Annotated in this window: 16 protein-coding genes and 1 tRNA gene; 7 read left to right on the top strand and 10 right to left on the bottom strand. The window is 64.5% G+C overall.

Translation table 11 applies throughout. The features are described 5' to 3' along the window. The first annotated feature begins 141 nt into the window (after positions 1 to 141). Complete coding sequence (locus MJ956_RS03480; RefSeq protein WP_253963087.1) at positions 142 to 1836, top strand: outer membrane beta-barrel protein; 1695 nt, start codon at positions 142 to 144, stop codon at positions 1834 to 1836. A gap of 17 nt (positions 1837 to 1853) precedes the next feature. Here MJ956_RS03480 and galU read toward each other — a convergent pair whose 3' ends face one another. Continuing rightward, positions 1854 to 2759 (bottom strand): UTP--glucose-1-phosphate uridylyltransferase GalU, encoded by a 906-nt coding sequence (galU, locus tag MJ956_RS03475; RefSeq protein ID WP_253963086.1) that lies wholly within the window; start codon positions 2757 to 2759, stop codon positions 1854 to 1856. Positions 2760 to 2986: 227 nt separating this feature from the next. Here galU and MJ956_RS03470 point away from each other — a divergent pair, with 227 nt between their 5' ends. Together MJ956_RS03470 and MJ956_RS03465 are read left to right on the top strand one after the other, a co-directional pair. After that, positions 2987 to 4216 carry a lytic murein transglycosylase gene (locus MJ956_RS03470; RefSeq protein ID WP_253963085.1) on the top strand — a complete coding sequence of 410 codons (1230 nt, stop codon included), beginning with the start codon at positions 2987 to 2989 and terminating at the stop codon, positions 4214 to 4216. 45 nt (positions 4217 to 4261) lie between these two features. Continuing rightward, positions 4262 to 5671, top strand: coding sequence for an SGNH/GDSL hydrolase family protein (locus MJ956_RS03465; protein ID WP_253963084.1), 1410 nt, complete (start codon positions 4262 to 4264; stop codon positions 5669 to 5671). A gap of 65 nt (positions 5672 to 5736) precedes the next feature. On the opposite strand, the gene MJ956_RS03460 is transcribed toward MJ956_RS03465, so the two are convergent. The 3 genes from MJ956_RS03460 to MJ956_RS03450 form a co-directional block, all read right to left on the bottom strand. Continuing rightward, positions 5737 to 7191 (bottom strand): glutamate synthase subunit beta, encoded by a 1455-nt coding sequence (locus tag MJ956_RS03460; RefSeq protein WP_253963083.1) that lies wholly within the window; start codon positions 7189 to 7191, stop codon positions 5737 to 5739. A 215-nt stretch (positions 7192 to 7406) separates the two neighbouring features. After that, positions 7407 to 12122 (bottom strand): glutamate synthase large subunit, encoded by a 4716-nt coding sequence (gltB, locus tag MJ956_RS03455; RefSeq protein ID WP_253963082.1) that lies wholly within the window; start codon positions 12120 to 12122, stop codon positions 7407 to 7409. A 324-nt stretch (positions 12123 to 12446) separates the two neighbouring features. Then, positions 12447 to 13532, bottom strand: coding sequence for a lysylphosphatidylglycerol synthase transmembrane domain-containing protein (locus MJ956_RS03450; RefSeq protein ID WP_253963081.1), 1086 nt, complete (start codon positions 13530 to 13532; stop codon positions 12447 to 12449). Positions 13533 to 13713: 181 nt separating this feature from the next. Between MJ956_RS03450 and MJ956_RS03445 the strand changes: the two genes are divergently transcribed. Together MJ956_RS03445 and MJ956_RS03440 are read left to right on the top strand one after the other, a co-directional pair. Beyond that, positions 13714 to 14838 (top strand): threonine aldolase family protein, encoded by a 1125-nt coding sequence (locus MJ956_RS03445; protein WP_423724789.1) that lies wholly within the window; start codon positions 13714 to 13716, stop codon positions 14836 to 14838. Continuing rightward, positions 14829 to 14903, top strand: a tRNA-Gly gene (locus MJ956_RS03440). Before MJ956_RS03445 ends, MJ956_RS03440 begins: the two co-directional genes overlap by 10 nt. Before the next feature lie 173 nt (positions 14904 to 15076). Here MJ956_RS03440 and MJ956_RS03435 read toward each other — a convergent pair. From MJ956_RS03435 to MJ956_RS03420, 4 genes are all read right to left on the bottom strand, one after another. Continuing rightward, positions 15077 to 15925, bottom strand: a complete 849-nt coding sequence (locus MJ956_RS03435; protein ID WP_253963080.1) for a metal ABC transporter permease — start codon at positions 15923 to 15925, stop codon at positions 15077 to 15079. After that, the gene (locus MJ956_RS03430; RefSeq protein ID WP_253963079.1) at positions 15922 to 16815 is read right to left on the bottom strand and encodes a metal ABC transporter permease; all 894 of its coding nucleotides are present in this window, start codon (positions 16813 to 16815) and stop codon (positions 15922 to 15924) included. The genes MJ956_RS03435 and MJ956_RS03430 overlap by 4 nt, the downstream gene beginning before the upstream one ends. Beyond that, positions 16812 to 17780, bottom strand: coding sequence for a manganese/iron ABC transporter ATP-binding protein (locus tag MJ956_RS03425; protein ID WP_253963078.1), 969 nt, complete (start codon positions 17778 to 17780; stop codon positions 16812 to 16814). The genes MJ956_RS03430 and MJ956_RS03425 overlap by 4 nt, the downstream gene beginning before the upstream one ends. An 86-nt stretch (positions 17781 to 17866) precedes the next feature. Then, positions 17867 to 18742, bottom strand: coding sequence for a metal ABC transporter substrate-binding protein (locus MJ956_RS03420; protein ID WP_253963140.1), 876 nt, complete (start codon positions 18740 to 18742; stop codon positions 17867 to 17869). A gap of 221 nt (positions 18743 to 18963) precedes the next feature. Here MJ956_RS03420 and mntR point away from each other — a divergent pair, with 221 nt between their 5' ends. Next, positions 18964 to 19425 carry a manganese-binding transcriptional regulator MntR gene (mntR, locus tag MJ956_RS03415; protein ID WP_253963077.1) on the top strand — a complete coding sequence of 154 codons (462 nt, stop codon included), beginning with the start codon at positions 18964 to 18966 and terminating at the stop codon, positions 19423 to 19425. Between the two features lie 71 nt (positions 19426 to 19496). Here the strand turns inward: mntR and MJ956_RS03410 are convergent, their stop codons facing one another. Then, the gene (locus MJ956_RS03410; protein ID WP_253963076.1) at positions 19497 to 21158 is read right to left on the bottom strand and encodes a lysine--tRNA ligase; all 1662 of its coding nucleotides are present in this window, start codon (positions 21156 to 21158) and stop codon (positions 19497 to 19499) included. Positions 21159 to 21352: 194 nt separating this feature from the next. On the opposite strand from MJ956_RS03410, the gene MJ956_RS03405 reads away from it, so the two are divergent. After that, entirely contained in the window at positions 21353 to 21763 is a 411-nt protein-coding gene (locus MJ956_RS03405; RefSeq protein ID WP_253963075.1) for a tellurite resistance TerB family protein, read from the top strand. Positions 21764 to 21802: 39 nt separating this feature from the next. Here MJ956_RS03405 and MJ956_RS03400 read toward each other — a convergent pair whose 3' ends face one another. After that, positions 21803 to 23440 carry a peptide chain release factor 3 gene (locus MJ956_RS03400; protein WP_423724792.1) on the bottom strand — a complete coding sequence of 546 codons (1638 nt, stop codon included), beginning with the start codon at positions 23438 to 23440 and terminating at the stop codon, positions 21803 to 21805. Positions 23441 to 23514 lie beyond the last annotated feature (74 nt).

Below are 23514 nucleotides of genomic sequence, written 5' to 3'. Positions count from 1 at the left end.
AGTCGAAGACGGGATGCGTGATTCCCGATAACGAATTCTTAACCATGAAAATTTACCTCTCGGCAAGCTCGGGTTTCACCGCGCGTGCTCGCAGAAGGTGCAGACGACGCCGCGATGGTTTGGAAATTTCGCCGATTCCGATTGACGACAGCGACCGCCGCGCTTGGCCTCGCCTCGCCTTTCCTGTCCGGACTGTGCCCGATGGCGGCTTTCGGCCAGACGCTTTCCATGCCGGAACTGCGCACCGACGGTGAACTCCTCGGCTCGCGGGGCCTCGATGGCCTGCGAACGGATACGCGCACTCTCAGCAACGCGTCCGGGGATTTGAGTGCCCAGGATCCGGCGCAGCGTCCGCGAGACCGCCCGCTGCTCGATGAGGCCCCGGCCCGGGAACCTCCGACGCCGGCCCGTGAATTCGACCTGTTCAGCGGACCCGACATCAAGGCCGATGCTCTTGACGTCACGATTGGGCAGTCGCGGGCCACCAAGCCGGTGCCCGCGGCAAACCCGCGATCCGATCCCGTCGACGCGCGTGATACGGGCGAGATCCGACGGGATGAGCGGCGGCGGCAGAACAGCCGTCCGTCGACCGGCCTTCCGCCGGGCAATCCGCCGCTCGCCGCGGGCGTCGCTGGCGAAGCCCTGCCCGCCGATTCCAGCCTGCGGACCAACCGGCCGACCGAAGCGATCGGACGCATTGTCCGCCGCGGCGAGGATGACCCCTTCGCGCCCGTCGGCATCCGCGCCGGACGGTTCATCCTCTATCCCGAGCTGCTCCAGACCCTCGGTACCTCGACGAATAGCGACCAGATACCCGGTGGTGAAGGCGGTGCCTTCAGCGAAACGACCGTCTCGGCCCGACTGCTGTCCGACTGGTCGCAGGACGAGGCGGAGTTGAACTCCCGCCTCACCTTTCGCCGAAACTTCTCGGGCGAGACCCGCGACGACCCGGAGGCGGCGGTCGACGGCCGCTGGCGGTTCGATCTCGACCGTCTCACCACCGCTACGCTGCGGGGTGCGGTGGCGTACCGCCGCGAGGACGCCGGCGAAATCGACGCAGCCCTGCGTAATTCCGACCGCCCCGAGATTCTGACCGCCTCGACCTCGGCGCAGCTCCAGCGCGATTTCGGCCGGCTGCGCATGACCGGCACCGGCACCGCCGCCCGCGAGGCCTATTACGGCCAGCCCGCGGGTTTCCGCGACCAGAGCTACACCACGCTCACCGCCGGGCTGAGGGCGGGTTACGAGCTGTCACCGGCGCTTTCCCCGTTCATCGAGGGCAGTGTCGGCTGGCGCCTGTTCGACGATTCGAGCATCCGGGGGCCGAACGATGTCGGGCGTGATTCGCTGCTTCCCTCGCTTCGGGCGGGTCTGATGCTGGACCTCGCCGAGAAGCTCACAGGCGAGATCGCTGCCGGTTACGCCTGGAACCTGCCGGACGACCCTGCGGCCGAGACGACTGGCACACCGACCCTCGACGCCAATCTCGTCTGGTCGCCGCGACGCGGGACGGACGTAAACTTCGCCGCGCGCACCGCCTTTGAGCCGGAGACGGCGGGCACATCCACCACGACATCCTATACGGGTTCCCTCGGCCTGCGGCATGTGCTGACCGCCCGCGCGGACCTGACCGCGGCGCTGACAGCCGAATACAGCGACTCGACGCTTCCCCGGGAGGACGAGATCGCGCTGACCGGCGAGACGGGCATCACCTACTGGTTCAACCGCACCCTTGCCTTCACTGGCCTCTACAGCCATCAGGAAGTCTATTCGGACGCGGACGATGGCGATTACAGCGCCGACACGATACGTCTAGGGTTGAAGCTGCAGCGCTGAGTGGCGCGCGACGTCGACTACTTTGCCGCCACCGCCTCGCCGTTCGGCTCCACCGTATGGATCATCCGTTCGATGTTATCGATCACCTTTTCCCGGATATCCGGACGCCACAGCGCGAAGGCGACATTGGCCTCGACGAACCCTTCCTTCGACCCGCAGTCGAAGGTCCGTCCGGTGAATGGATAGGCGGAAAAGTCCTGACGGTCGGCGAGCTTCAGCATCGCGTCGGTGAGTTGGATCTCGTTGCCGGCACCCTTTTCCTGCGTCTTCAGAATGTCGAAGATTTCAGGCTGCAGAATGTAGCGGCCCGAGATGTAGTAATTCGACGGCGCGTCGGCGGGACTTGGCTTTTCCACCATGCCATCGACACGGAAACCGGCCCCGACCGTCTCTCCCGCGCCAACGATACCATACTTCTGCGTTTCGTTCGGGTCGCATTGCTCGACCGAGATGACATTGCCGCCAGCGGTCTCGTATAGGTCGACCATCGCGGCAAGACAGCCCTTTTCGGCCTGCATGATCATGTCCGGCAAGAGCAGAGCGAAGGGCTCGTTGCCAACCAGGTCGCGGGCGCACCAGACCGCGTGGCCGAGACCGAGCGGCGCCTGTTGGCGGGTGAAGCTCGCCGTCCCGGGCTTGGGCTGCAGATCGTCGAGCAGCTTGAGTTCGGCCGATTTGCCGCGTTCGGCCAGGGTGTTGGAAAGCTCGACCTGAATGTCGAAATAGTCCTCGATGACGCCCTTGTTGCGCCCGGTGACGAAGATCAGGTGTTCGATCCCGGCCTCCCACGCCTCGTCGACGACGTACTGGATGACCGGGCGATCGACGACCGTCAGCATTTCCTTCGGAATGGATTTCGTCGCCGGCAGGAAACGCGTCCCAAGACCTGCGACCGGGAACACGGCTTTTCTGACTTTTTTCATGATGGCTTGGTCCTCAAATCCTTGGCGACATGCCCGCGGGAAGGCTGCTTGGTCGATATCGTTATTTGAACGTCTCGCCGCGTTTTTGCCGTGAAATAGCGAAATAAGTCAGCAAAGACAGTCGACCGCGCGTTTGCAATCCTGCGGAGTGATGAACGAACTCTTAATGACATAGCCCTAGTCTTCCAACCTTGCCCAGCCGAATGAACCGACACAGGAGACGACACATGCAACGAAAGACCGGACCCCGCTTGAGATGGCTCGGATCGACCCTCGTCGCGATGGTCGTCTCGATCTTTCTCGCGGCGCCGGCCTCCGCCGATGCTGGCTTTCAGCGATGGATCCAGAATTTCGAGAGTGTCGCGGCGAAGAATGGCGTCAGCCGCAACGTCTATCGCGCGGCGTTCGCGGGCGTCACCTCGCCCGATCCGGATGTTCTGGAGAAAGCGCGCTACCAGCCCGAGTTCAAGGACACGGTCTGGGATTACGTCGACAACCGCGTCAACGACGAGCAGGTCGCCAAGGGCCAGGCGATGCGCGCGCGCTACGACAAGTGGCTCGACAGCATCGAAAGGGGCTTCGGCGTCGACCGTGACATTCTCCTGGCGATCTGGTCGATGGAAACCAATTACGGGCAGATTCTTGCCCGCGACGACGTGATGAAGAGCTTGCCGCGCTCGCTCGCCACACTTGCCTATCTCGACAAGCGTCGCGGCAAATTCGCCCGTCAGCAGCTCATTGCGGCGTTGAAGATCGTCCAGGCCGGCCATATTACCCCGCAAAAGCTCACCAGTTCCTGGGCTGGGGCGATGGGTCACACCCAGTTCATCCCGACCAGCTACCTCGCCTACGCCGCCGACATCGACGGCGATGGCCATGCCAATATCTGGGAATCGGTGCCGGACGCCCTCGCCACGGCGGCCAACCTCTTACGCAAGAACGGTTGGCAATCCGGCAAGACATGGGGTTACGAGGTGATCGTTCCGGATCGCTACCGGGGCAAGCTGGAGCGCGACAACCGCTCGCTGGCCGAGTGGCAGAGCCTTGGATTTCGCCGGGCGAACGGCAAGGCTTTTCCGCATCCCTCCGACAATGCCAATCTGGTTCGTCTGGCTGGCGACAATGGACCGGCCTTTCTGATGACCAAGAACTTCTTCGTCCTGAAAAGCTACAACAACGCCGACAAATATGCGCTCGCCGTGGGTTTGCTCGGCGATCGGATCGGCGGATATGGCGGGCTGTATCGTGACTGGCCGCGCGGCTACACGCCGCTTTCCAGCGAGGAGCGTTACGAACTCCAGCGGCATCTCGCCTCCCGCGGGCTTTATGACGGCAAGATCGATGGTAAGATCGGATCTGGATCGAAATCCGCGATCATGTCGTTACAGGGACGAGCCGGCATGGCGCGGGATGGCAATGCCTCGAAGGCGCTGCTGGACTTCCTTCGCCGAAACTGATCCCGTAGCGGAAGGTTGGACTTCATGACGGCACGGAAAGCGACGATGACGGTCTGGAGAAGGGCGCGATTGGCCCTCATCGCCGTTGTCGCCGGTTGCGCCGTGCTGATAACGGGGTTGGCCCCGTCCGGCATTGCGGCGGCACAGGAACGTCCGCGCACTGTCTTGGAGATGCTGTTCGGCGGCGGTACGCGCGCCGCGCCGCCGCCGCGGGTCATCCGCAAGAAGGTGATTCGCAAGAAACCCTCCGTCCGCAAGAAATCCACGGTCAGCCGAAAGGCCAAAGCCCGCCCGAAAGCGCGTAATGCCGCTAAGAAGCAGACTGCGAGCCGGAATTCCAGCGCTCGCGCCAGCGCGCCGCAGATTGCCGAGGAGGCTCAGGCAACCAAGGACGCCAACGCCCAAAAGGTGCTGGTGGTCGGCGATTTCCTCGCCGATTCGCTCGCCGATGGTCTCGACGCGCTTTACGGCGACAACGAAATGGTCACGGTCGAATCCCGCACCAACGGCTCGTCCGGCCTGGTGCGCGACGACTTCTACGACTGGACCAAGAATCTCGGACCGATACTGGACGAGGAAAAGCCGGCTGCGCTTGTCGTAGCGCTTGGGTCCAACGACCGTCAGCCGATCGAGCTCGGATCGGCGACGCTGTCGTTGCGATCCGAGGGTTGGACGAAGGAGTACGAAAAACGCATCGCGGAGATCGCCGAGACGGTGAAGAACCGCGATATCCCTCTGATCTGGGTTGGCATGCCGTCGTTCAAGTTCGAGCGGATGAGCGAAGACATGGTCTTTCTCAATGATCTTTATCGCAAGGGTGCGACGAAGGTTTCCGGCCAGTTCGTCGACATCTGGGAAGGCTTCGTCGATGCCAACGGAAGTTTCGTCTATTCGGGACCGGGCGTCAGCGGCCAGCAGGTACAACTTCGCAACTCCGACGGCATCACGATGACCAGCGCCGGCGACGACAAGATGGCCTTCTTCGCGGAGCGCGCCATCGCCCGGGTTCTCAAGGACGGCGTATCCCCCGCGATCAGCCTGTCCGCCGAGCAGTTGCCGAACATGCAATTGCCGCCACTCGGCAATGCGGCCAATGCGGTGACGGCCGTCCCCCTCTCCATCGATGATCCGGCGCTCGCCGGCGCCGAAACCCTTCTGGGCGGCGGAACGACCCGCGGCTTCACGCTGGAACCGTCGCCGCGCGATCGCCTTATTGCCGGCAACGGAACCGGGGAGGTCCAGGGCCGCGCGGACAATTTCACCTGGAACAAAAAAACAGGCGCCGTCGTGCCGGACGGGGAGTCGATTGCCTATCGCGGTACGTTGGACCTGAACGCCGTGCGCGCATCGGACGGCATCAAGCCGCCGGAAGAAATGCCGTCGATCGTCGACGCGATCATCGAGGATTGGGCCGAAGACAACGAGGCCGCCAAGGGCGACGCCCCCGCCAACTGACGTCGATCGACAAAGCACGGCGAGCGCGCACGGGATCGAGCCGACCTCGACGCCTATCGTCGCCGCTAGCGAGGCAGCGTCGTTTCGCCCATCAGGTCGAGATCGATCGCTCGTGCCGCCTGCCGGCCCTCCCGGATCGCCCACACGACAAGGGACTGGCCGCGACGCGTATCACCAGCGGCATAGAGCTTGTCCATCGACGTCAGATAACGCTCGTCGTCGGCCGCGATCGAAACATTTCCGCGCCGATCGGTCCGGGTCGCCAGAGCATCGCCCGCGTCACGCATGAAGCCATCCATGAACGGACCCGCGAAGCCAATGGCGATGAAGGCGAGGTCCGCCTTGATGATGAACTCGGTTCCAGGCAGCGGCTTGCGTTGTTCGTCGACTTCCGCGCACTCGACGCCGGTGAGAACCCCGTCCTCGCCGACGAATGCGAGCGTAGCGATCTGGAATTCGCGGATCGCGCCTTCCGCCTGGCTCGACGAGGTCCGCATCTTGGTCGCCCAGTAGGGCCAGACTTCCAGCTTGTTCTCGGTCTTCGGCGGCTGCGGGCGGATGTCGAGCTGCGTCACTTTGACCGCGCCCTGACGGAAGGCCGTGCCAACGCAATCCGAGGCCGTGTCGCCGCCGCCGACCACGACGACATGCTTGCCGCCGGCCCAGATCTCCTCGCTCGGCCAGCCGACGCTGGCGATCGGCTCGCTGGCGACCCGGCGAGTTTGCTGCACGAGGTAGGGCATCGCATCGTAAATACCGGTCAGCCCCTCGTCGGGAATCCCCGCGTCGCGCGGGCGCTCCGCACCGCCGCAGAACAGCACCGCGTCGTATTCGGCGGTCAGCTCCGCCACTCGCTTGTCCTTGCCGACATCGACGCCGCAGAAGAACGTGACCCCCTCGCCTTCCATCTGCGCGACGCGCCGGTCGATCCAGTGCTTTTCCATCTTGAAGTCCGGAATGCCGTAACGCATCAGCCCGCCCGGACGCGATTCCCGCTCGAACACATGCACGTCATGGCCGGCGCGGCCGAGCTGTTGCGCGGCGGCGAGACCCGCCGGTCCCGAGCCGATGATGGCGACACGCTTGCCGGTTCTGGTCTTGGCCGGTTGCGGCTTGATCAGCCCGAGCTTGTAGGCCTTGTCGGCCAGTGCCTGTTCGACCGTCTTGATCGCCACCGGCACATCCTCGAGGGTCAGCGTACAGGCTTCCTCGCAGGGCGCCGGACAGATACGGCCGGTGAATTCGGGAAAATTGTTGGTCGAATGCAGGTTGCGGATCGCCGTCTCCCAGTCGCCCTGGTAGACGAGGTCGTTCCAGTCCGGGATCTGGTTGTGGATCGGACAGCCCGTGGGCCCGTGGCAATAGGGAATCCCGCAGTCCATGCAGCGGGCCGCCTGCTTGCCGACTTCCTCGTCGGACATCGGCAGGGTGAACTCGCGGAAATGGCGAATGCGATCGGAGGCCGGCTGGTACTTGTGCGTCTGCCGATCGATCTCAAGAAATCCGGTAACCTTGCCCATTCAGTCACTCCGTTCTTCCGACCCTCGCGAGCCGAGAGCGTTTCGCAGGCCACGGTCCGGGAAGCGTCGCCCCGTCTCGGACCCGGTTGTATCTGGAAACAGGCCGAGCCAAAGCCGGCTTGCCTGCGCTGATGCCGCAATCCGCGGCGAAAGTCGATCGTCCGTCGGCGCGCCCGTAACCCGCTGACACCGCCGACGAAAGCCGGATACGGCGGCTACTCCGCCGCCACGCCCATTCTCATGCGCTCCATCTCCTGCAGCGCCCGGCGGTACTCGACCGGCATCACCTTGACGAACTTCGGGCGGTAAACCTCCCAGTTCTCCAGTATTTCCGCCGCCCGGCCCGAGCCGGTGTAGTGGAGATGGTTGGAGATCAACTGGAACAGCCGCTCGTCGTCATGGCCCGTCATGTCCGAGGAGACGTCGACACGGCCCTTGTAGGCGAGGTCGCCGCCATGGTGGTGCAGCCTTTCCAGAAGATCGTCCTCCTCCGGCACCGGCTCCAGATCGACCATCGCCATGTTGCAGCGCTCGGCGAAATCGCCGACCGCGTCGTAGACATAGGCAACACCGCCCGACATGCCGGCCGCGAAGTTGCGCCCGGTCTGGCCGAGGATCACAACGACGCCGCCGGTCATGTATTCGCAACCATGGTCGCCCGCACCCTCGACTACCGCGATCGCGCCGGAGTTGCGGACCGCGAAGCGTTCGCCGGCGACGCCCCGGAAATAGCATTCGCCCGAGATCGCGCCGTAGAGCACGGTATTGCCGATGATGATCGATTCCTCCGGCACGACGCGGGAGTTGGCGCGCGGCTTGACGACGATGCGTCCGCCCGAAAGCCCCTTGCCGACATAGTCGTTGCCGTCGCCGGTCAGCTCGAAGGTGATGCCCCGCGCGAGAAACGCGCCGAAGCTCTGTCCGGCTGTGCCAGCGAACTTCACCGTGATGGTGTCGTCGCGCAGCCCCTTCAGGCCGTAGCGTCTGGCGACTTCGCCCGACAGCATCGCCCCTGTCGACCGGTCGACGTTGGTGATCGGGGTTTCGATCACTACCGTCTGCCGCGCCGTCAGGGCCGGCTCCGCCTCGGCGATCAGCTTGCGATCGAGAACATCGACGATCGGGTGCTCCTGCCGCTTGGTCCAGCGCAGTTCCCCGGCCGGTGCGTCCGGCTTGAAGAACACCTTGGAGAAGTCGAGTCCCTTCGCCTTCCAGTGGTCGATCATCTCCTTGCGGTCGAGCAATTGCGATTCGCCAACCAGTTCGGACAGATGACGCACGCCCATCTCCGCCATGATCATGCGCACCTCTTCCGCCACGTAGAAGAAGAAGTTGATCACATGCTCGGGCGTGCCCTTGAAGCGCTTGCGCAGCACCGGGTCCTGCGTCGCGACGCCGACCGGGCAGGTGTTGAGGTGGCACTTGCGCATCATGATGCAGCCGGCGGCGATCAGCGGCGCGGTCGAAAAGCCGAACTCGTCGGCGCCGAGCAGCGCCCCGACGATGACGTCGCGACCGGTTCTGAGCCCCCCGTCGACCTGCAGGCAGACGCGCGAGCGCAGGCCGTTCAGCACCAGCGTCTGCTGGGTCTCCGCCAGTCCCATCTCCCAGGGGCTGCCGGCGTGCTTGATCGAGGTCAGCGGCGAGGCGCCGGTGCCGCCGTCGTAGCCAGCGACGATGATATGGTCGGCGCGTGCCTTGGCGACGCCCGCCGCGACCGTGCCGACGCCAACCTCGGAGACCAGCTTCACCGAAATATCGGCCGCCGAATTGACGTTCTTCAGATCGTAGATCAGCTGCGCCAGATCCTCGATCGAATAGATGTCATGGTGCGGCGGCGGCGAGATCAGGCCGACGCCCGGCGTCGAGTGCCGGGTCTTGGCGATGGTCGCGTCGACCTTGTGGCCGGGCAGCTGCCCGCCCTCGCCCGGCTTGGCCCCTTGCGCGACCTTGATCTGCAGCATGTCGGCATTGACCAGATATTCCGTGGTCACGCCGAACCGCCCCGACGCGATCTGCTTGATCGCTGAGCGCTCCGGGTTCGCCGAGCCGTCGCGCAGCGGCGTGAACCGGTCGGATTCCTCGCCGCCCTCGCCGGTGTTCGACTTGCCGCCGATGCGGTTCATCGCTCTTGCCAGCGTCGTGTGTGCCTCGCGGGAGATCGAGCCGAAACTCATCGCCCCGGTGCAGAAGCGCTTGACGATGTCCTTGGCCGGCTCCACCACGTCCAGTGGCACCGGCTTGCGGCCCGCCTCTTCGGCGGTCTTGATGCGGAAGAGGCCCCGGATGGTCGAGTTTTGGACGGCGGATTCGTTCACCATCCTGGCGTAGTCCTGGTATTTGTCCCAGGAATCGGTCCGCACCGCATGCTGCAGCGTCGCCACAGCGTCCGGCGACCAGATGTGGCTTTCGCCGCGCATCCGATAGACATATTCGCCGCCGATCTCGAGCGAGCGGGCCAGCACTGGATCGTCTGAGAAGGCGCGGGCGTGGCGCTCCGCCGTCTCGCGCGCCACCTCGTCGAGGCCAACGCCTTCGATCGTCGTCGCCGTACCGGTGAAGTACCGCTCGACGAAGTCCGACTGTAGGCCCACGGCGTCGAAAATCTGGGCGCCGCAATAGGACTGGTAGGTCGAGATGCCCATCTTGGACATGACCTTCAACAGACCCTTGCCCACCGACTTGATGTAACGCGTGACGACCTCGTTCGGATCGACTTCCGGCGGAAATTCCTGGCGCCGGTGCATTTCGAGCAGCGTATCGAAGGCGAGATAGGGGTTGATCGCCTCGGCCCCGTAGCCGGCCAGACACGCGAAGTGATGCACCTCACGCGGTTCGCCGGATTCGACGACGAGACCGGCCGCCGTGCGCAGGCCCTTGCGGATCAGGTGGTGATGCACCGCCGCACAGGCGAGCAGCGACGGGATCGGAATCCGGTCCGGGCCGACCTGCCGGTCCGACAGGATGATGATGTTGTAGCCGCCGACGACCGCCGCCTCGGCCCGCTCGCAAAGACGGTCGAGCGCCCCGGCCATGCCCGCGGCGCCGCTCTCGACGGCGTAGGTCATATCCAGGGTCTTGGTATCGAACCGGTCCTCGGTGTGGCCAATATTGCGGATTTTCTCCAGATCGCCGTTGGTCAGGATCGGCTGGCGCACCTCCAGCCGCTTGCGGCGGGAAGAGCCTTCCAGGTCGAGGATGTTCGGGCGCGGGCCGATGAAAGACACCAGGCTCATCACCAGTTCCTCCCGGATCGGGTCGATCGGCGGATTGGTGACCTGGGCGAAGTTCTGCTTGAAATAGGTGTAGAGCAGTTTCGGGTTCGACGACATCGCCGAGATCGGCGTGTCGGTGCCCATCGAGCCGATCGCTTCCTGGCCGGTGGTCGCCATCGGCGCCATCAGCGTGCGGGTCTCCTCGATCGTGTAACCGAAGGCCTGCTCGCGATCGAGCAGCGAGACGTCCGAGCGCGAGGCCCGCGGCGCCACCGGCTTCAAGTCTTCCAGTATGATCTGGGTGTTCTTCAGCCAGTCGCGATAGGGGTGCGCGCCGGCCATCTCGCGCTTGATCTCGTCGTCGGAGACGATCCTGCCCTTTTCAAGGTCGATCAGCAGCATCCGGCCCGGCTGCAGCCGCCATTTGGTGACGATCCGCTCTTCCGGGATTTCCAACGTTCCGGCTTCCGATGCCATGATGACGAGATCGTCGTCGGTGACGACATAGCGCGCCGGCCGCAAGCCATTGCGGTCGAGCGTCGCGCCGATCTGCCGTCCGTCGGTGAAGGCAACGGCCGCCGGGCCGTCCCAGGGTTCCATCAACGCCGCGTGATACTCGTAGAAGGCCTGCGTTTCCTTCGCCATCTGCTTGTTGCCGGCCCAGGCTTCCGGGATCAGCATCATCATGGCGTGGGCGAGCGGATAGCCGCCTTCGGTGAGAAACTCCAACGCGTTGTCGAAACAGGCGGTGTCCGACTGGCCCTCGTAGGAGATCGGCCAGAGCTTGGAGATGTCGTTGCCGAACAGCTCCGAGTCCACCGACGCCTGGCGCGCCGCCATCCAGTTGACGTTTCCGCGCAGGGTGTTGATCTCGCCGTTATGGGCGACCATCCGGTAGGGGTGGGCAAGTTTCCAGGAAGGAAAGGTGTTGGTGGAAAAGCGCTGATGGACCAGCGCCAGGGCACTCTCGAAGCGTGGGTCCGAAAGGTCGGCGTAATAGGCTCCAAGCTGATAGGCGAGGAACATTCCCTTGTAGACGATCGTCCGCGAGGAGAGCGACACGACGTAAAAGCCGATGTCCTCGCCCTTCGCCTCCGAATAGACCCGGTTCGAGACGACCTTGCGCAGGATGAAGAGCCGGCGCTCGAACTCGTCGTTCCCGGGGATGGACGCGGCGCGCGCAATGAAGATCTGCCGGTGCACCGGCTCCGTCGCGACGATCTCTGGCGCCTCGGAAAGCTCTTTGTTCGAGACCGGCACGTCGCGCCAGCCGAGCACCGTCTGGCCCTCCTCGCGCGCCACCTCCTCGAACACCGCCTCGATGTGCCGCCGCCGTTCGGCATCCCGCGGCATGAAGACGTGACCGACGCCATAGTCGCCGGGCTCCGGCAGATCGACGCCGCGAGCCGCCATCTCCTCCTTGAAGAAATCATGCGGAATCTGGACGAGCATTCCCGCCCCGTCGCCCATCAGCGGATCCGCCCCGACGGCGCCGCGGTGGGTCAGGTTCTGCAGGATCTGCAGGCCCTTCTCGACGATGGAGTGGGACTTTTCGTTCTTCATGTGAGCGATGAAGCCGACGCCGCAGGCGTCGTGCTCGTTGCGCGGGTCGTAGAGACCCGTCCGTCCGGGCGCCGTGCGCGGTTTGATCGCCGCGGCGACGTCCGTGGTCGAGATCGCGGTCTCGAAGGTTTCGGCGTTGGACAGATTCGTCATCGCGTCGTCTCCCGTCGTCGCGGCGCCGCCATTCGGCCGCGCCCGTATCTGCATCCGGCCAGTTGCGGCCGCACTTTTAGGCCCGGTTCGGCGTGGCCATCGGGGCATGTCCCCGCGTCCAGCCGCCGCCCGAGCATTCCATGTCAGCCGGCTTGTCGCACGACCTCTGGCGTCAGGATAGAACCTGGCCGTGTCTTTTAGGCGCGAAACGCGCGCCCGCACGGCCCATTTTCACCATATTATGACAGCATTGCTGTCCTATCAGCGGCAATATGGCAGAACCCGCCCGGATCGGCAAGATGGCGGGAGCGAACAGTCTCCGTCTCACCGCACGAGCCTGCGCAAACCTCGCTCGACGGCCTCTTGGACAGGCTCCGCTTGCCGCGCCTGCCGAATATCGATTCCGCTCCGCCACAGGAACAACAGGCCGACCACGACCATCAGGACGATGGTGAGGACGTGGTTGAACAGGATCATCGCCAGAGCCTGCTCGTCGGGTACCCCGAGCAGCTTCAACGCGAAGCCGGAGCCGATGACGAAGCCGCTGGGAACGCGGACGAACCGGGCAAGCACCAGGGCAAAGCCCGCGAAAATCATCAGGAAGAGATAATCGAGCGGAGCCAGCACGACACCCACCGCCAGACCGGCCCAAAGGAAATGGGTCGCCGCGATGAACTTCATGGCCACGCTGGCCAGCACCGCCCCGATCTGGCGATTGCGATCACGCGGCCAGACGATGCCGTCGCGAATGGCCTGCCTCAGCCCGGCGAGCCGGCCTCGCCCCCTGGCGGCCAGCCAGTCGACGCAGCGGCTGACCCGTGCATTCTCGCGGCCCAGTGGCGAGCGCCCGATGAACAGAAGATACAGTAGCCCGGACAACAACAAGAGGTTCAGACCGCCCGCGACCGCCAGCCCCGTCCTCACATCGCCGTCGACATCAGGAATTCGGCCGACCAGCGCCACGAAAGCGGCGAGCAACGCGAACACGATTCCGTCCAGAAACCGCTCGATCGCCGATGTCATGAGCACGCTGGCCATCCGCAGCCCCTCCAGCCGCGCGATCAGCCAAGAGCGGACGAGCGGGCTGACGCCCAGCGGAACGAGAATCGCGACCCCGTAGCCCGCCATGATCGCCCCGAACAACCTGACGCTCGAGATCGGTTTCAGATCGAACAGGATCTGGCGCCATTTCCAGCCGCGGGTCAGTTGCTCGAGCAGGATCGTTGCCGCCAGCATGACCAGCCAGCCCATATTGGCGGTCGCGACCGCCGACAAAAATCGGCCGACGTCGAGGCCTTGGTAAAGCCAGAACAGGGTTGCGAGCGCGATGGCTGCCCCGATGACCGGAAGCACCCAGCGGAAAAATACGCTCGGACCATTGCCGGTCGTCATGGATTTCGCAATCGACATTCGGTGCTGCTAGCATCCCGATGCGAGCTTTGGCACGACAAATTCGACTTCGCTGAGATCTGACACGCAAAGGTGAGCGGATTTCACCGCCCGCGGCAAGCCAGCGGAGCGGCCTCCGCCGTCTCCAGCTTTGCCCTGAACCTGCCTTGCCCTTGGCGACGCGGCGCGATACGGCAGCGCCATGATTTTCGCTTCCGACAACTGGTCCGGCGCCCACCCGGCGATCAATTCAGCTCTTTCCGCCCATGGCGACGGCATGGCCGCCGCCTATGGCGCCAGCGACCTCGACAAGACCGTCGAGCGTCGCTTCGATGAAGTGTTCGAACGCGAGGTGGCGGTGTTTTTCGTCGGCACCGGAACCGCGGCCAACTCGCTCGCCTTTGCCGCCGTGAACCGGCCCGGCGGCGTCGTGCTTTGCCACCGCGAGGCCCATGTCATCGAGGACGAGTGCGGCGCGCCGGAGTTTTTCACCCACGGTGCCCGCCTTGCGCCGATCGACGGGGTTGACGGCAAGATCGATCCGCTCAATCTTCAGCGCGAGATCGCCCGCTTCAAGCCGGATTTCGTCCATGCGGGCCAGCCGATGGCCGTGACGATCAGCCAGCCCGGCGAAGCCGGCACGCTCTATTCCGGCGACGAGATCGAGACGATCGCCCGGATCGCCCATGGCCGCGATCTGACGCTGCATATGGATGGTGCGCGCTTTGCCAACGGCCTCGTCGCGACCGGTCTGACGCCGGCCGAGATGACCTGGAAGCGCGGCGTCGACATCCTGTCCTTCGGCGCCACCAAGAACGGCTGCTGGTGCGCCGAAGCCGTCGTCTTCTTCGATCCCGACAAGGCTCGCCAGTTTCCTTACATCCGCAAGCGCGGCGCCCAGCTCTTCTCCAAGACGCGCTTTGTCGCCGCCCAGTTCATGGCCTATCTCGAGGACGATCTTTGGCTCGATCTTGCGGCCCACGCCAACCGCATGGCCGATCGCCTGCGCGCCGGAATCGACGCGAGTCCGCACGCGCGGCAGGCTTGGGAAACCCATACCAACGAGAGCTTCGCCATTCTCGATTCCGATCTCGCCGGGACCTTGCGGGGCAAGGGCGTCGTGTTTTACGACTGGAATGCGCCGCATGGGGTGCACGACCTCGTCGGCGAGGATCCAGGGCTTCTGCGATTTGATCGCCTAGGGCGTCAGATGACAATCTGGACCGTTCCAGCAGATGAAGGGGGGAAACCGGGTCGCACTCGGCCCACAAGCGTCTTGACGCGGAACCAGCGGCCGGTCATGGTCCCGGCCGGAGCGCGGGCGTAGTTCAGCGGTAGAACGCAAGCTTCCCAAGCTTGATGTCGTGGGTTCGATCCCCATCGCCCGCTCCAGCCTCTGGCCGATCGCCGCAGCGCTTCGTCGCCGTGTTCTTCGTTGCGTTGCCTTTGCTGCCGTCACGTCGCCGCGTCGGCGAAATGGAGGGCGGGAACCAGGCAATGGACCGTCCACCAGACGCGCGCCGGGACGAAGACAGCGAGGCCGTTCCCAAACGGAGGCAAGCGCCTCAGGCGATTGCCTTAACGACCTTTCGTGAAGTTGCGCGGGTAACCTGCAAGCGCCGTAGGAAAGCCATGATGAAAATCGCCGTCAAGATCAGGACGATCGTGGCGGCGGGCGCGCTGTCGAGAAAGAAGCTCGCGTAGGTACCGGCCAGCATGCCCACCAGGCACACGGCGACGGAGACGACCATCATTCGCCCGAAACTGCGCGTCATGAGGAACGCGATCGCTCCGGGCGTGACCAGCAGCGCCACCGCGAGGATCAGACCGGTAGCCGATAGCGTGGCGACGATAGCCAGCGACAGCACCGACAAAAGGCCGTAATGGAGCATGCCGACGCGCAGGCCGCTGGCCCGCGCTTGCGCCGGGTCGAAGGCGTGCAGAACAAGATCCTTCCACTTCAGGACCAGAAACGCGCAGACGACTAGCGAGATCAGTCCCGCGGTCCACAGGTCCTGCGGCACTACCCCCAGCATGTTTCCGAACAGGACGTGGTCGAGATGCTCGTTCGTGGTGATCGCGGTGTACATGATGATCCCGATCCCGAACATGCCCGAGAAGACCACGCCCATGACGGTGTCCTGCTTCACCCGGCTGTTGTGGGAAAGATACCCGGTTAGAAGCGCGCAGGTCATACCGGCTCCGAAGGCGCCGACGATCAGCGGCAGACCGGTCATCCAGGCAAGCACAACGCCGGGCAGGACGGCATGGCTGACCGCATCGCCCATCAGCGCCCAGCCCTTCAGCACCAGAAAGCAGGATAGAAGCGCCGTCGGCGGCGCTACCAGCAGGGCGATCCAGAAGGCGTTCTGCATGAACGGGAACTGGAAAGGTTGAACCAAGGCGTCGATCATGGCCGAGCCTCGTTGGTCGTTACCGGCGGGACAGGCGCACGGGCCAACGCCTTTCCCGCTTGGCGGCGCGCCGCCAGCAGGCCGTGCTTCGGCGCGAAGACGAAAGCCGTCAGGAATATCAGCGTCTGCAGCGTGACGATGATGCCGCCTGTCGCGCCGTCGAGGAAATAGCTCGCATAGGCGCCAAAAAAGCTGGTGAGGGTTCCGATCGCCACCGATAGCGCAATCAGCCGCGGGAAGCGATCGGACAACAGATAAGCCGTCGCGCCCGGCGTCACGACCATGGCGATGACCAGGAACGCGCCCACGGTCACCATCGCCGCCACGATCGCGGCCGACAGAAGTACGAAGAAGACCGCCCGCAGCAACTCCGGGCGAAGGCCGATCGAGCGGGCATGGTTCTCATCGAAAAAGACCACCATCAGGTCCTTCCACTTGGCCAGAAGCACCGCCAGCGAGCCGAATCCTATAATCGCCAGTTGCAGCGTGTCCTCGGGGGTGATCGCAAGGATGTTGCCCATGATGATCGTCTGGATGCTGACCGACATCGGGGAGAGCGAGACCATGAAGAGGCCGAGGCCGAAGAACGACGTGAAGATAATGCCGATAATGACGTCGATCTTGAGTCCCGAGCGCCCGGACAGGAACAGCATCGCCCCCGCCGCAAGCCCGCCTGCGACGAACGCGCCGAGCGCGAACGGCAAGCCGAGCATGTAAGCGCCCGCCACGCCGGGCACCACCGAATGGGACAGGGCGTCGCCGATCAGCGACCAGCCCTTGAGCATCAGATAAGCCGACAGAAAGGCGCAGACACCCCCCACCAGCGCCGACACCCACATGGCGTTGAACATGTAGCTATAGCCGAATGGCTCCAGAAGCGTGGCGATCATGACCGGCCGCCTTGCTTCTCCGCATGGCCGCCGTGTGCGGAAGGCGGAGCAGATCCCGTCTCGCCAACGACGGCGACGTCAGCGACCTGCGCCGGATCGCCGTAATGCACGAATGGGCGTTCGTCATCCGTGATGATCCTGACCTCGCGCGGGTCGTCATCGTCGTGCAGCGCGTTGCCCCGTAAGGTAAAGTGCCGCAATACGCCCCCGAAGGCACGTTCGAGGTTGTCGCGCGTGAACGTCGTCTCGGTGGGCCCGTAGGCCAACACCGTGCCCTTGATCAGCACGGTACGATCGCAAAACTCCGGCACCGAGCCGAGATTGTGAGTCGAGACGAGCATGACGCGGCCTTCGTCCTTCAACTCGCGCAGCAGGCCGACGATCTGCTCCTCGGTCTTGACGTCGACCCCGGTGAAGGGTTCGTCGAGAAGGATGACCTGGCCATCCTGCGCCAGCGCCCGCGCGAGGAACACGCGCTTGCGCTGGCCGCCCGACAGCTCCCCGATCTGGCGATGCCGGAAATCTCGCATGTTGACGCGACGCAATGCCTCATCGACGGCTGCGCGATCCGCGGCTCCGGAACGTCGCAGAAAGCCCATGTGCCCGTAGCGGCCCATCATCACGACATCCTCGACGAGCACCGGGAACGTCCAGTCGACCTCTTCGGACTGCGGGACATAGGCACCGAGGTTCTCCCGCAGCGCTTCCTTCACCGTTTTTCCCAGCAGCCGGATTTCGCCCCGCCCGGCGGGAACGAAGCCCATGATCGCCTTGAAAAGCGTCGATTTTCCAGCTCCGTTCACACCGACCAAGGCGGTGATCGTTCCGCGCGGAATCTCGAAGCTCGCGTCGTGAAGAGCCGTGTGCCCGTTGCGATAGGTCACGGTTACGTCGCGGGCGAGAATGCCGCCCGCCGGCCCCCCGGCCGCGACAGGATGAGGTGGTTCGGGGGATCGAAAGAGCATCCGAGGGTCCTTTGTGGTCGCTGCTCCGGGGCGCTTGTCACCAGGTGGGGCATGCGGTCGCCTGGCGTTTTCCGATTCAGCCAGGCTCAGTTGGTGTGCGCGGTTAAACCGTCAGCCACCGTCTGCGCGGTCACGCGCAGGAGATCGAGATAGGTTGGGACCGGTCCGTCCGGCTCGCTGAGGCTGTCGACGTACAGGACGCCGCCATAGGAGGCTCCTGTCTCACGGGCGACCTGCTCGGCCGGCGACGTGTTTACCGTGCTTTCACAGAAGACGACCGGAATATCGTTGTTCCTCACGCCGTCGATGACGCTGCGCACCTGCTGCGGCGTGCCGACCTGGTCGGCGTTCATTGGCCCGAGGTAGAGTTCTTTCATTTCGAAATCACGCGCCAGGTAGCTAAATGCGCCTTCGCAGGTAACCAGCCAGCGATCCTGCGCCGGAATCCGGCTTATCTGCTCGCGGAGTGGGCCAATCGTGTCACGGATCTTTGCCTTATAGGCCTCGGCATTGGCCATGTAGGTGTCAGCATCCCCCGGGTCATGCTCAGCAAAGGCCTTCGCGATATTGTCGACATAGACCAGGGCGTTATCGAGTCCCATCCACGCGTGGGGATTGGCCTGGCCCTCGTATGATCCGGATGCAATCGAGATCGGCTCGATCCCGTCGGTCAGCGTCACCGACGGAATATCACCCAGATTGTCCAGAAACTGCTCGAACCAGAGTTCGAGGTTCAGTCCGTTCCACAGGATGAGATCCGCACCGCTCGCCCGAACGATATCTTGCGGAGTGGGCTGATAGCCGTGAATCTCCGCCCCGGGCTTGGTGATCGATACCACCTCGGCGGCGTCCCCGGCGACGTTCTGCGCCATGTCGGCCAACACCGTGAACGTCGTCACCACCTTGAACGGATCCTCTTCCGCCGCGTGGGTGCCATTACCGAGGGCGAGCAGCGACGCCATTGCCGTCGCCGCGAAAAACCGGTGTGAGGTGCGTGTCACGGGTTGCTTCCCGTTCGATCGAGGTGGATGGCGCAGGAGCCAGGCCTGACCGGTTCATTTGTCGATGGCTATAAAAGTTAGCCTATGCTACAAATGCATTGAAAGAGGAGACCGTGTCAACCGGGGCTGGCCACCGATTTCGCGGTTGGCGGGGTCCAGTCGAACGTCTATGGGTGACGGTGATGACGAAGGTTCAAACGAGCGCCATTCCCGCCTTGCCCGATGCGGAACAGCAGGCGGCCAATTTCCAGAGGGTGCGCGAAGTCCATCAGCAGGAGGTCGCGGAGGACTACGTCGAGCTGATCGCCGACCTGATCGACAGCACCGGCGAGGCCCGCGCGGTCGACATCGCCCGGCGGCTGGGTGTCGCCAACACCACCGTCGTCAAGACCATCGCGCGTTTGCAGCGGGAGGGACTGGTTTCGAGCCAGCCGTATCGGGCGGTGTTTCTGACCGAGGCCGGCCGGGAAATGGCGGTCCGCTCGCGGCGACGGCACGAACTCGTCGTCAGCTTCCTTCGCGCGATCGGCATCAGCGATGGGACCGCCCAGCGCGATGCCGAGGGTATCGAGCATCACGTCAGCGAGGAGACCTTGGCGGCGTTCGAGCGGGTCGTACGCGCCAAGGCAACCGGGTCGCTCTAGCCGCTAAATGGACCGTCGGGCGCCGTGGTTCGGCTTCCAGGTCGGCCGACGCTGCGCCTTCGTAGATCGCGTCAGCCCTCCGCGACCAGCCGTCCCTCCAAGGCGTCGCGGATCAGTGCCCGGGTCTCGTCGATGCCATAGAGCGCTGCAAACGAGCCGAAGCGCGGTCCACGCTCCTGACCGATCAGGATCTGGTAGAGTGCCTGGAACCACTCCACCGAGACACCAGGGCCGCCCTGCGGCCCGGTTTTCCTGTGGTCCTGATAGCGCTCGATCGGCCGCGCGACATCCAGCAGCGCGTTCTGGATCGCCTCGCCGTCGGCATCTTTCGGCAAGGCCGCCAGCTTGGCGTCGAGCGCCTCCAGCGCCTCCCGCTCGACCGCGTCGGGCGCGCGGAACGTCTTCGACGGCCTGACGAAATCCTCGAAATAGCGCAGCGCATAGGCGACGAGCCGGTCCAGTTCCGGATCGGTCTCGGGGGTCACGCCCGGCGCGTAGCGGGTAATGAAGCCCCATAGCGTTGCCGTGTTCGACGCATGGGAGGCGGAGACCAGATTGAGCAGCATCGCGAAGGGCACCGCTACCGCCTTTTCCGGCGGGTGGCCGTCATGGACATGCCAGACCGGGTTCTGCAGCCGCTGGCGCGGATCCTGACGCTGGTAGGCCGCGACGAACTGGTAATAGTCGTCGACCGCCTTGGGAATGACGTCGAAGTACAGCCGCTTTGCCGCCTTCGGCTTCTGGAACATGTAGAAGGCGAGGCTCTCCGGCGAGGCATAGGCCAGCCATTCGTCGATGGTCAGTCCGTTGCCCTTCGACTTGGATATCTTCTGGCCCTTTTCGTCGAGGAAGAGCTCGTAATTGAAGCCTTCGGGCGGCGTCGCGCCGAGCGCCTTACAGATCTTCGACGCCAGGGTGACGGAATCGATCAGGTCCTTGCCGGCCATTTCGTAGTCGACGCCGAGCGCCGCCCAGCGCAGCGCCCAGTCCGCTTTCCACTGGCACTTCACCGCGCCGCCGGTTACCGGCGTTTCGACCCGCTCGCTGCTGTCGGGATCGAGATAGGTGATGGTGCCGGCATCAGGATCGCGGTCCACCATCGGAACCTGGAGGACGATGCCGGTCTTCGGATGGACCGGGAGGAAGGGCGAATAGGTGGCGCGTCTGTCGGGGCCGAGCGTCGGCAGGATGATCTCCATCACCTCGTCATAGGCGGCCAGCATCTTCAAAAGCGTCGCGTCGAAGCGGCCGGAGGCATAGTAAACGGTCGCCGAGGCGAATTCGTAGTCGAAGCCGAAGCGGTCGAGAAACGCCATCAGGCGGGCGTTGTTCGCCGCCCCGAACGATGGATGCTCGTTGGAAAACGGGTCCGGCACCCGCGACAGCGGCTTGCCCAGATGGGTGAGCATCATCTCCCGATTCGGCACATTGTCCGGCACCTTGCGCAGGCCGTCCATGTCGTCGGAAAAGCACAGGAGGCGTGTCGGCACCTTGTCTTCGGTCAGGACGCGAAAGGCACGGCGCACCATCGACGTGCGGGCGACCTCGCCGAAGGTCCCGATATGCGGCAAGCCGGACGGACCATAGCCGGTCTCGAACAGCACCGTCGCCGGCATGCCGCTGGTCTCGAAGCGCTTGATGAGCTTGCGCGCCTCCTCGAAGGGCCAGGCGTTGGATGCCAGGGCCTCCTCGCGCAACGGTCGTTCGGCCACCGCGTCCACTGTGGTTTGCATGGGGCGTCCTTGCATGGTTGGCTTTCGAGCTGCGCCCGCCCCCTCAACGTGACGGTGAAGCATTGCGGACCGGGCATGTCGCGCCCGGTCTAGAAAGAAGCTGGGGGGCCGTCAACAAAGCCCGCCTGCGTCTTGTTGCGGCCCCGGTCGATGTCTAGCTTCGAGCGATCGCAAGTCTGAAGGAGTAGCGTGCAATGGCCGACCTCGAACCGCAGGAAGCCCTCGTCCATCTGATGGTTTCGATGGCTGCCGCCGACGGCGCGATCAGCGAGAACGAGCTGCGCGAGCTGGAAACACTGATCCGCACGCTCCCCGTGTTCGAAGGCTTCGACCCGGCAAGTCTGGACGAGATGGCACGCCATTGCAGCGATATCCTGGAACGCGAGGACGGGCTCGACACGATCATCGCGAATATGAAGCGGGTGCTGCCGGCCAAGATGTACGAGACCGCCTATGCGCTGGCCATCGAGGTGGCGGCCTCCGACGTTCACGCGACGCAGGCGGAGTTGCGGTTCCTGGAAATGCTGCGCGACGGGCTCGAACTCGACCGGCTGGTGAGCGGGGCGATCGAGCATTCCGCGCGGGTGCGCTACCGGCGGCTATAGTGCGGATGATGCCGGGAGTTTCGCGCCGATCCCGGCAGCTTACTGCCCGACGATCTCGCGGGTGGCGTCGAATATGATGTCCTTGTTGCGCTCCATGGTGAAGCGCAGGTCCCAGTCGTCGCGGCACAGGAACACCGGCCGCTCGTCGCGATCGCGGGCGACGTGGGTGACGTTGTCCTTGATGAAGGCGGCAAGAGCGGCGTCGCTGTCGGAACGGATCCAGCGGGCGACATTGGAGGAGACCGGCTCGAACGTCACGTCCGCCTTGTATTCGGCCGCGATGCGCGAGGCGAGGACGTCGAGCTGCAGCGGACCGACGACGCCGACGATCCAGGTCGAGCCGATCAACGGCCGGAACACCTGGACAAGGCCCTCCTCGGCGAGATCGTCGAGCGCCCGGCGCAGCTGCTTGAGCTTCATCGAATCCTCCAGGCGCACGCGCCGCAGCACCTCCGGCGCGAAGGCGGGAAGACCGGTGAAGCGGAAATTCTCGCCTTCGCTCAGCGTGTCGCCGACGCGCAGCGTCCCGTGGTTGGGAATGCCGATGACATCGCCGGCGAAGGCTTCCTCGGTGCGGGCACGCTCCTGGGCAAAGAAATAGATCGGGTTCGATACGGCCAGCGCCTTGCCGGAGCGAACATGGTCGAGCTTCATGCCGCGCTTGAAATGGCCGGAGCAGAACCGCACGAAGGCGACACGGTCGCGGTGCTTGGGATCCATGTTGGCCTGGACCTTGAAGACGAAGCCGGAGACGCGGTCGCCGTCGGGGTCGACCGGACCCTTGTCGGACGGCTGCGGGCGCGGCGCGGGCGCATGCGCGGCGATGAGGCCGAGCAGCCGGTCGACGGCGAAGTTCTGTAGCGCGCTGCCGAAGATGACCGGCGTCAGGTGGCCTTGACGGTAGGCGACGGGGTCGAGGTCGGCATAGCCTTCGCTGGCCAGCGCGGCGGCGTCGCGGAACGGCGCGTAGATGTCGGCGGGAATCAGGGCCGCCAGAGCGGGATCGTCGAGTCCCTCGGTGTGCGTCACTTGCCGTTCGCCGCCGGCGGCGAGGAAGTAGTTCGAGGCGAGGTCGTAGCAGCCCTTGAACTGGCCGCCCTGGCCGACCGGCCAGACCACCGGCGCGACGGAAAGCGCCAGCATCTCCTCGATCTCATCGAGCAACTCGAACGGGTCGCGGCCCTCCCGGTCGATCTTGTTGATGAAGGTGACGATCGGGATGTCGCGCAGCCGGCAGATCTCGAACAGCTTGCGGGTCTGGGTCTCGATACCCTTGGCCGCGTCGATCACCATGATGGCGCTGTCGACCGCGGTCAGGGTCCGGTAGGTGTCCTCGGAAAAGTCGCTGTGTCCGGGCGTGTCCAGAAGGTTGAAGGTGATGCCGTGCTTCTCGAAGGTCATCACCGACGAGGTCACCGAGATGCCGCGGCTTTTCTCGATCTCCATCCAGTCGGACTTGGCTCTGCGCCCGTCGCCCTTCGAGCGGACGGCGCCGGCCATCTCGATGGCGCCGCCAGCCAGAAGCAGCTTTTCGGTCAGCGTGGTCTTGCCCGCATCGGGATGAGAAATGATGGCGAAGGTTCGCCGGGCGCGGTGGCCGGTTTCGGCCTGCCTGTCGGGCTCGGGGTCGCCCGGCGTGGTGGCGCGATCGGTGACGGCTTCGGCTTGGTCATCCATGGCGGGCATATTGGCGTATTCCGTTTCGTCGGTCGGCGGCCGCATCTGCCGTGGTCGGTGCCGATGGCCCGGCG

It is taken from the genome of Aurantimonas marianensis (genome assembly GCF_024195285.1).
Classification (GTDB): Bacteria; Pseudomonadota; Alphaproteobacteria; order Rhizobiales; family Rhizobiaceae; genus Aurantimonas; species Aurantimonas marianensis.
The sequence above is the reverse complement of the archived record's forward strand: the minus strand, read 5'-3'. Positions and strand labels throughout refer to the sequence as shown.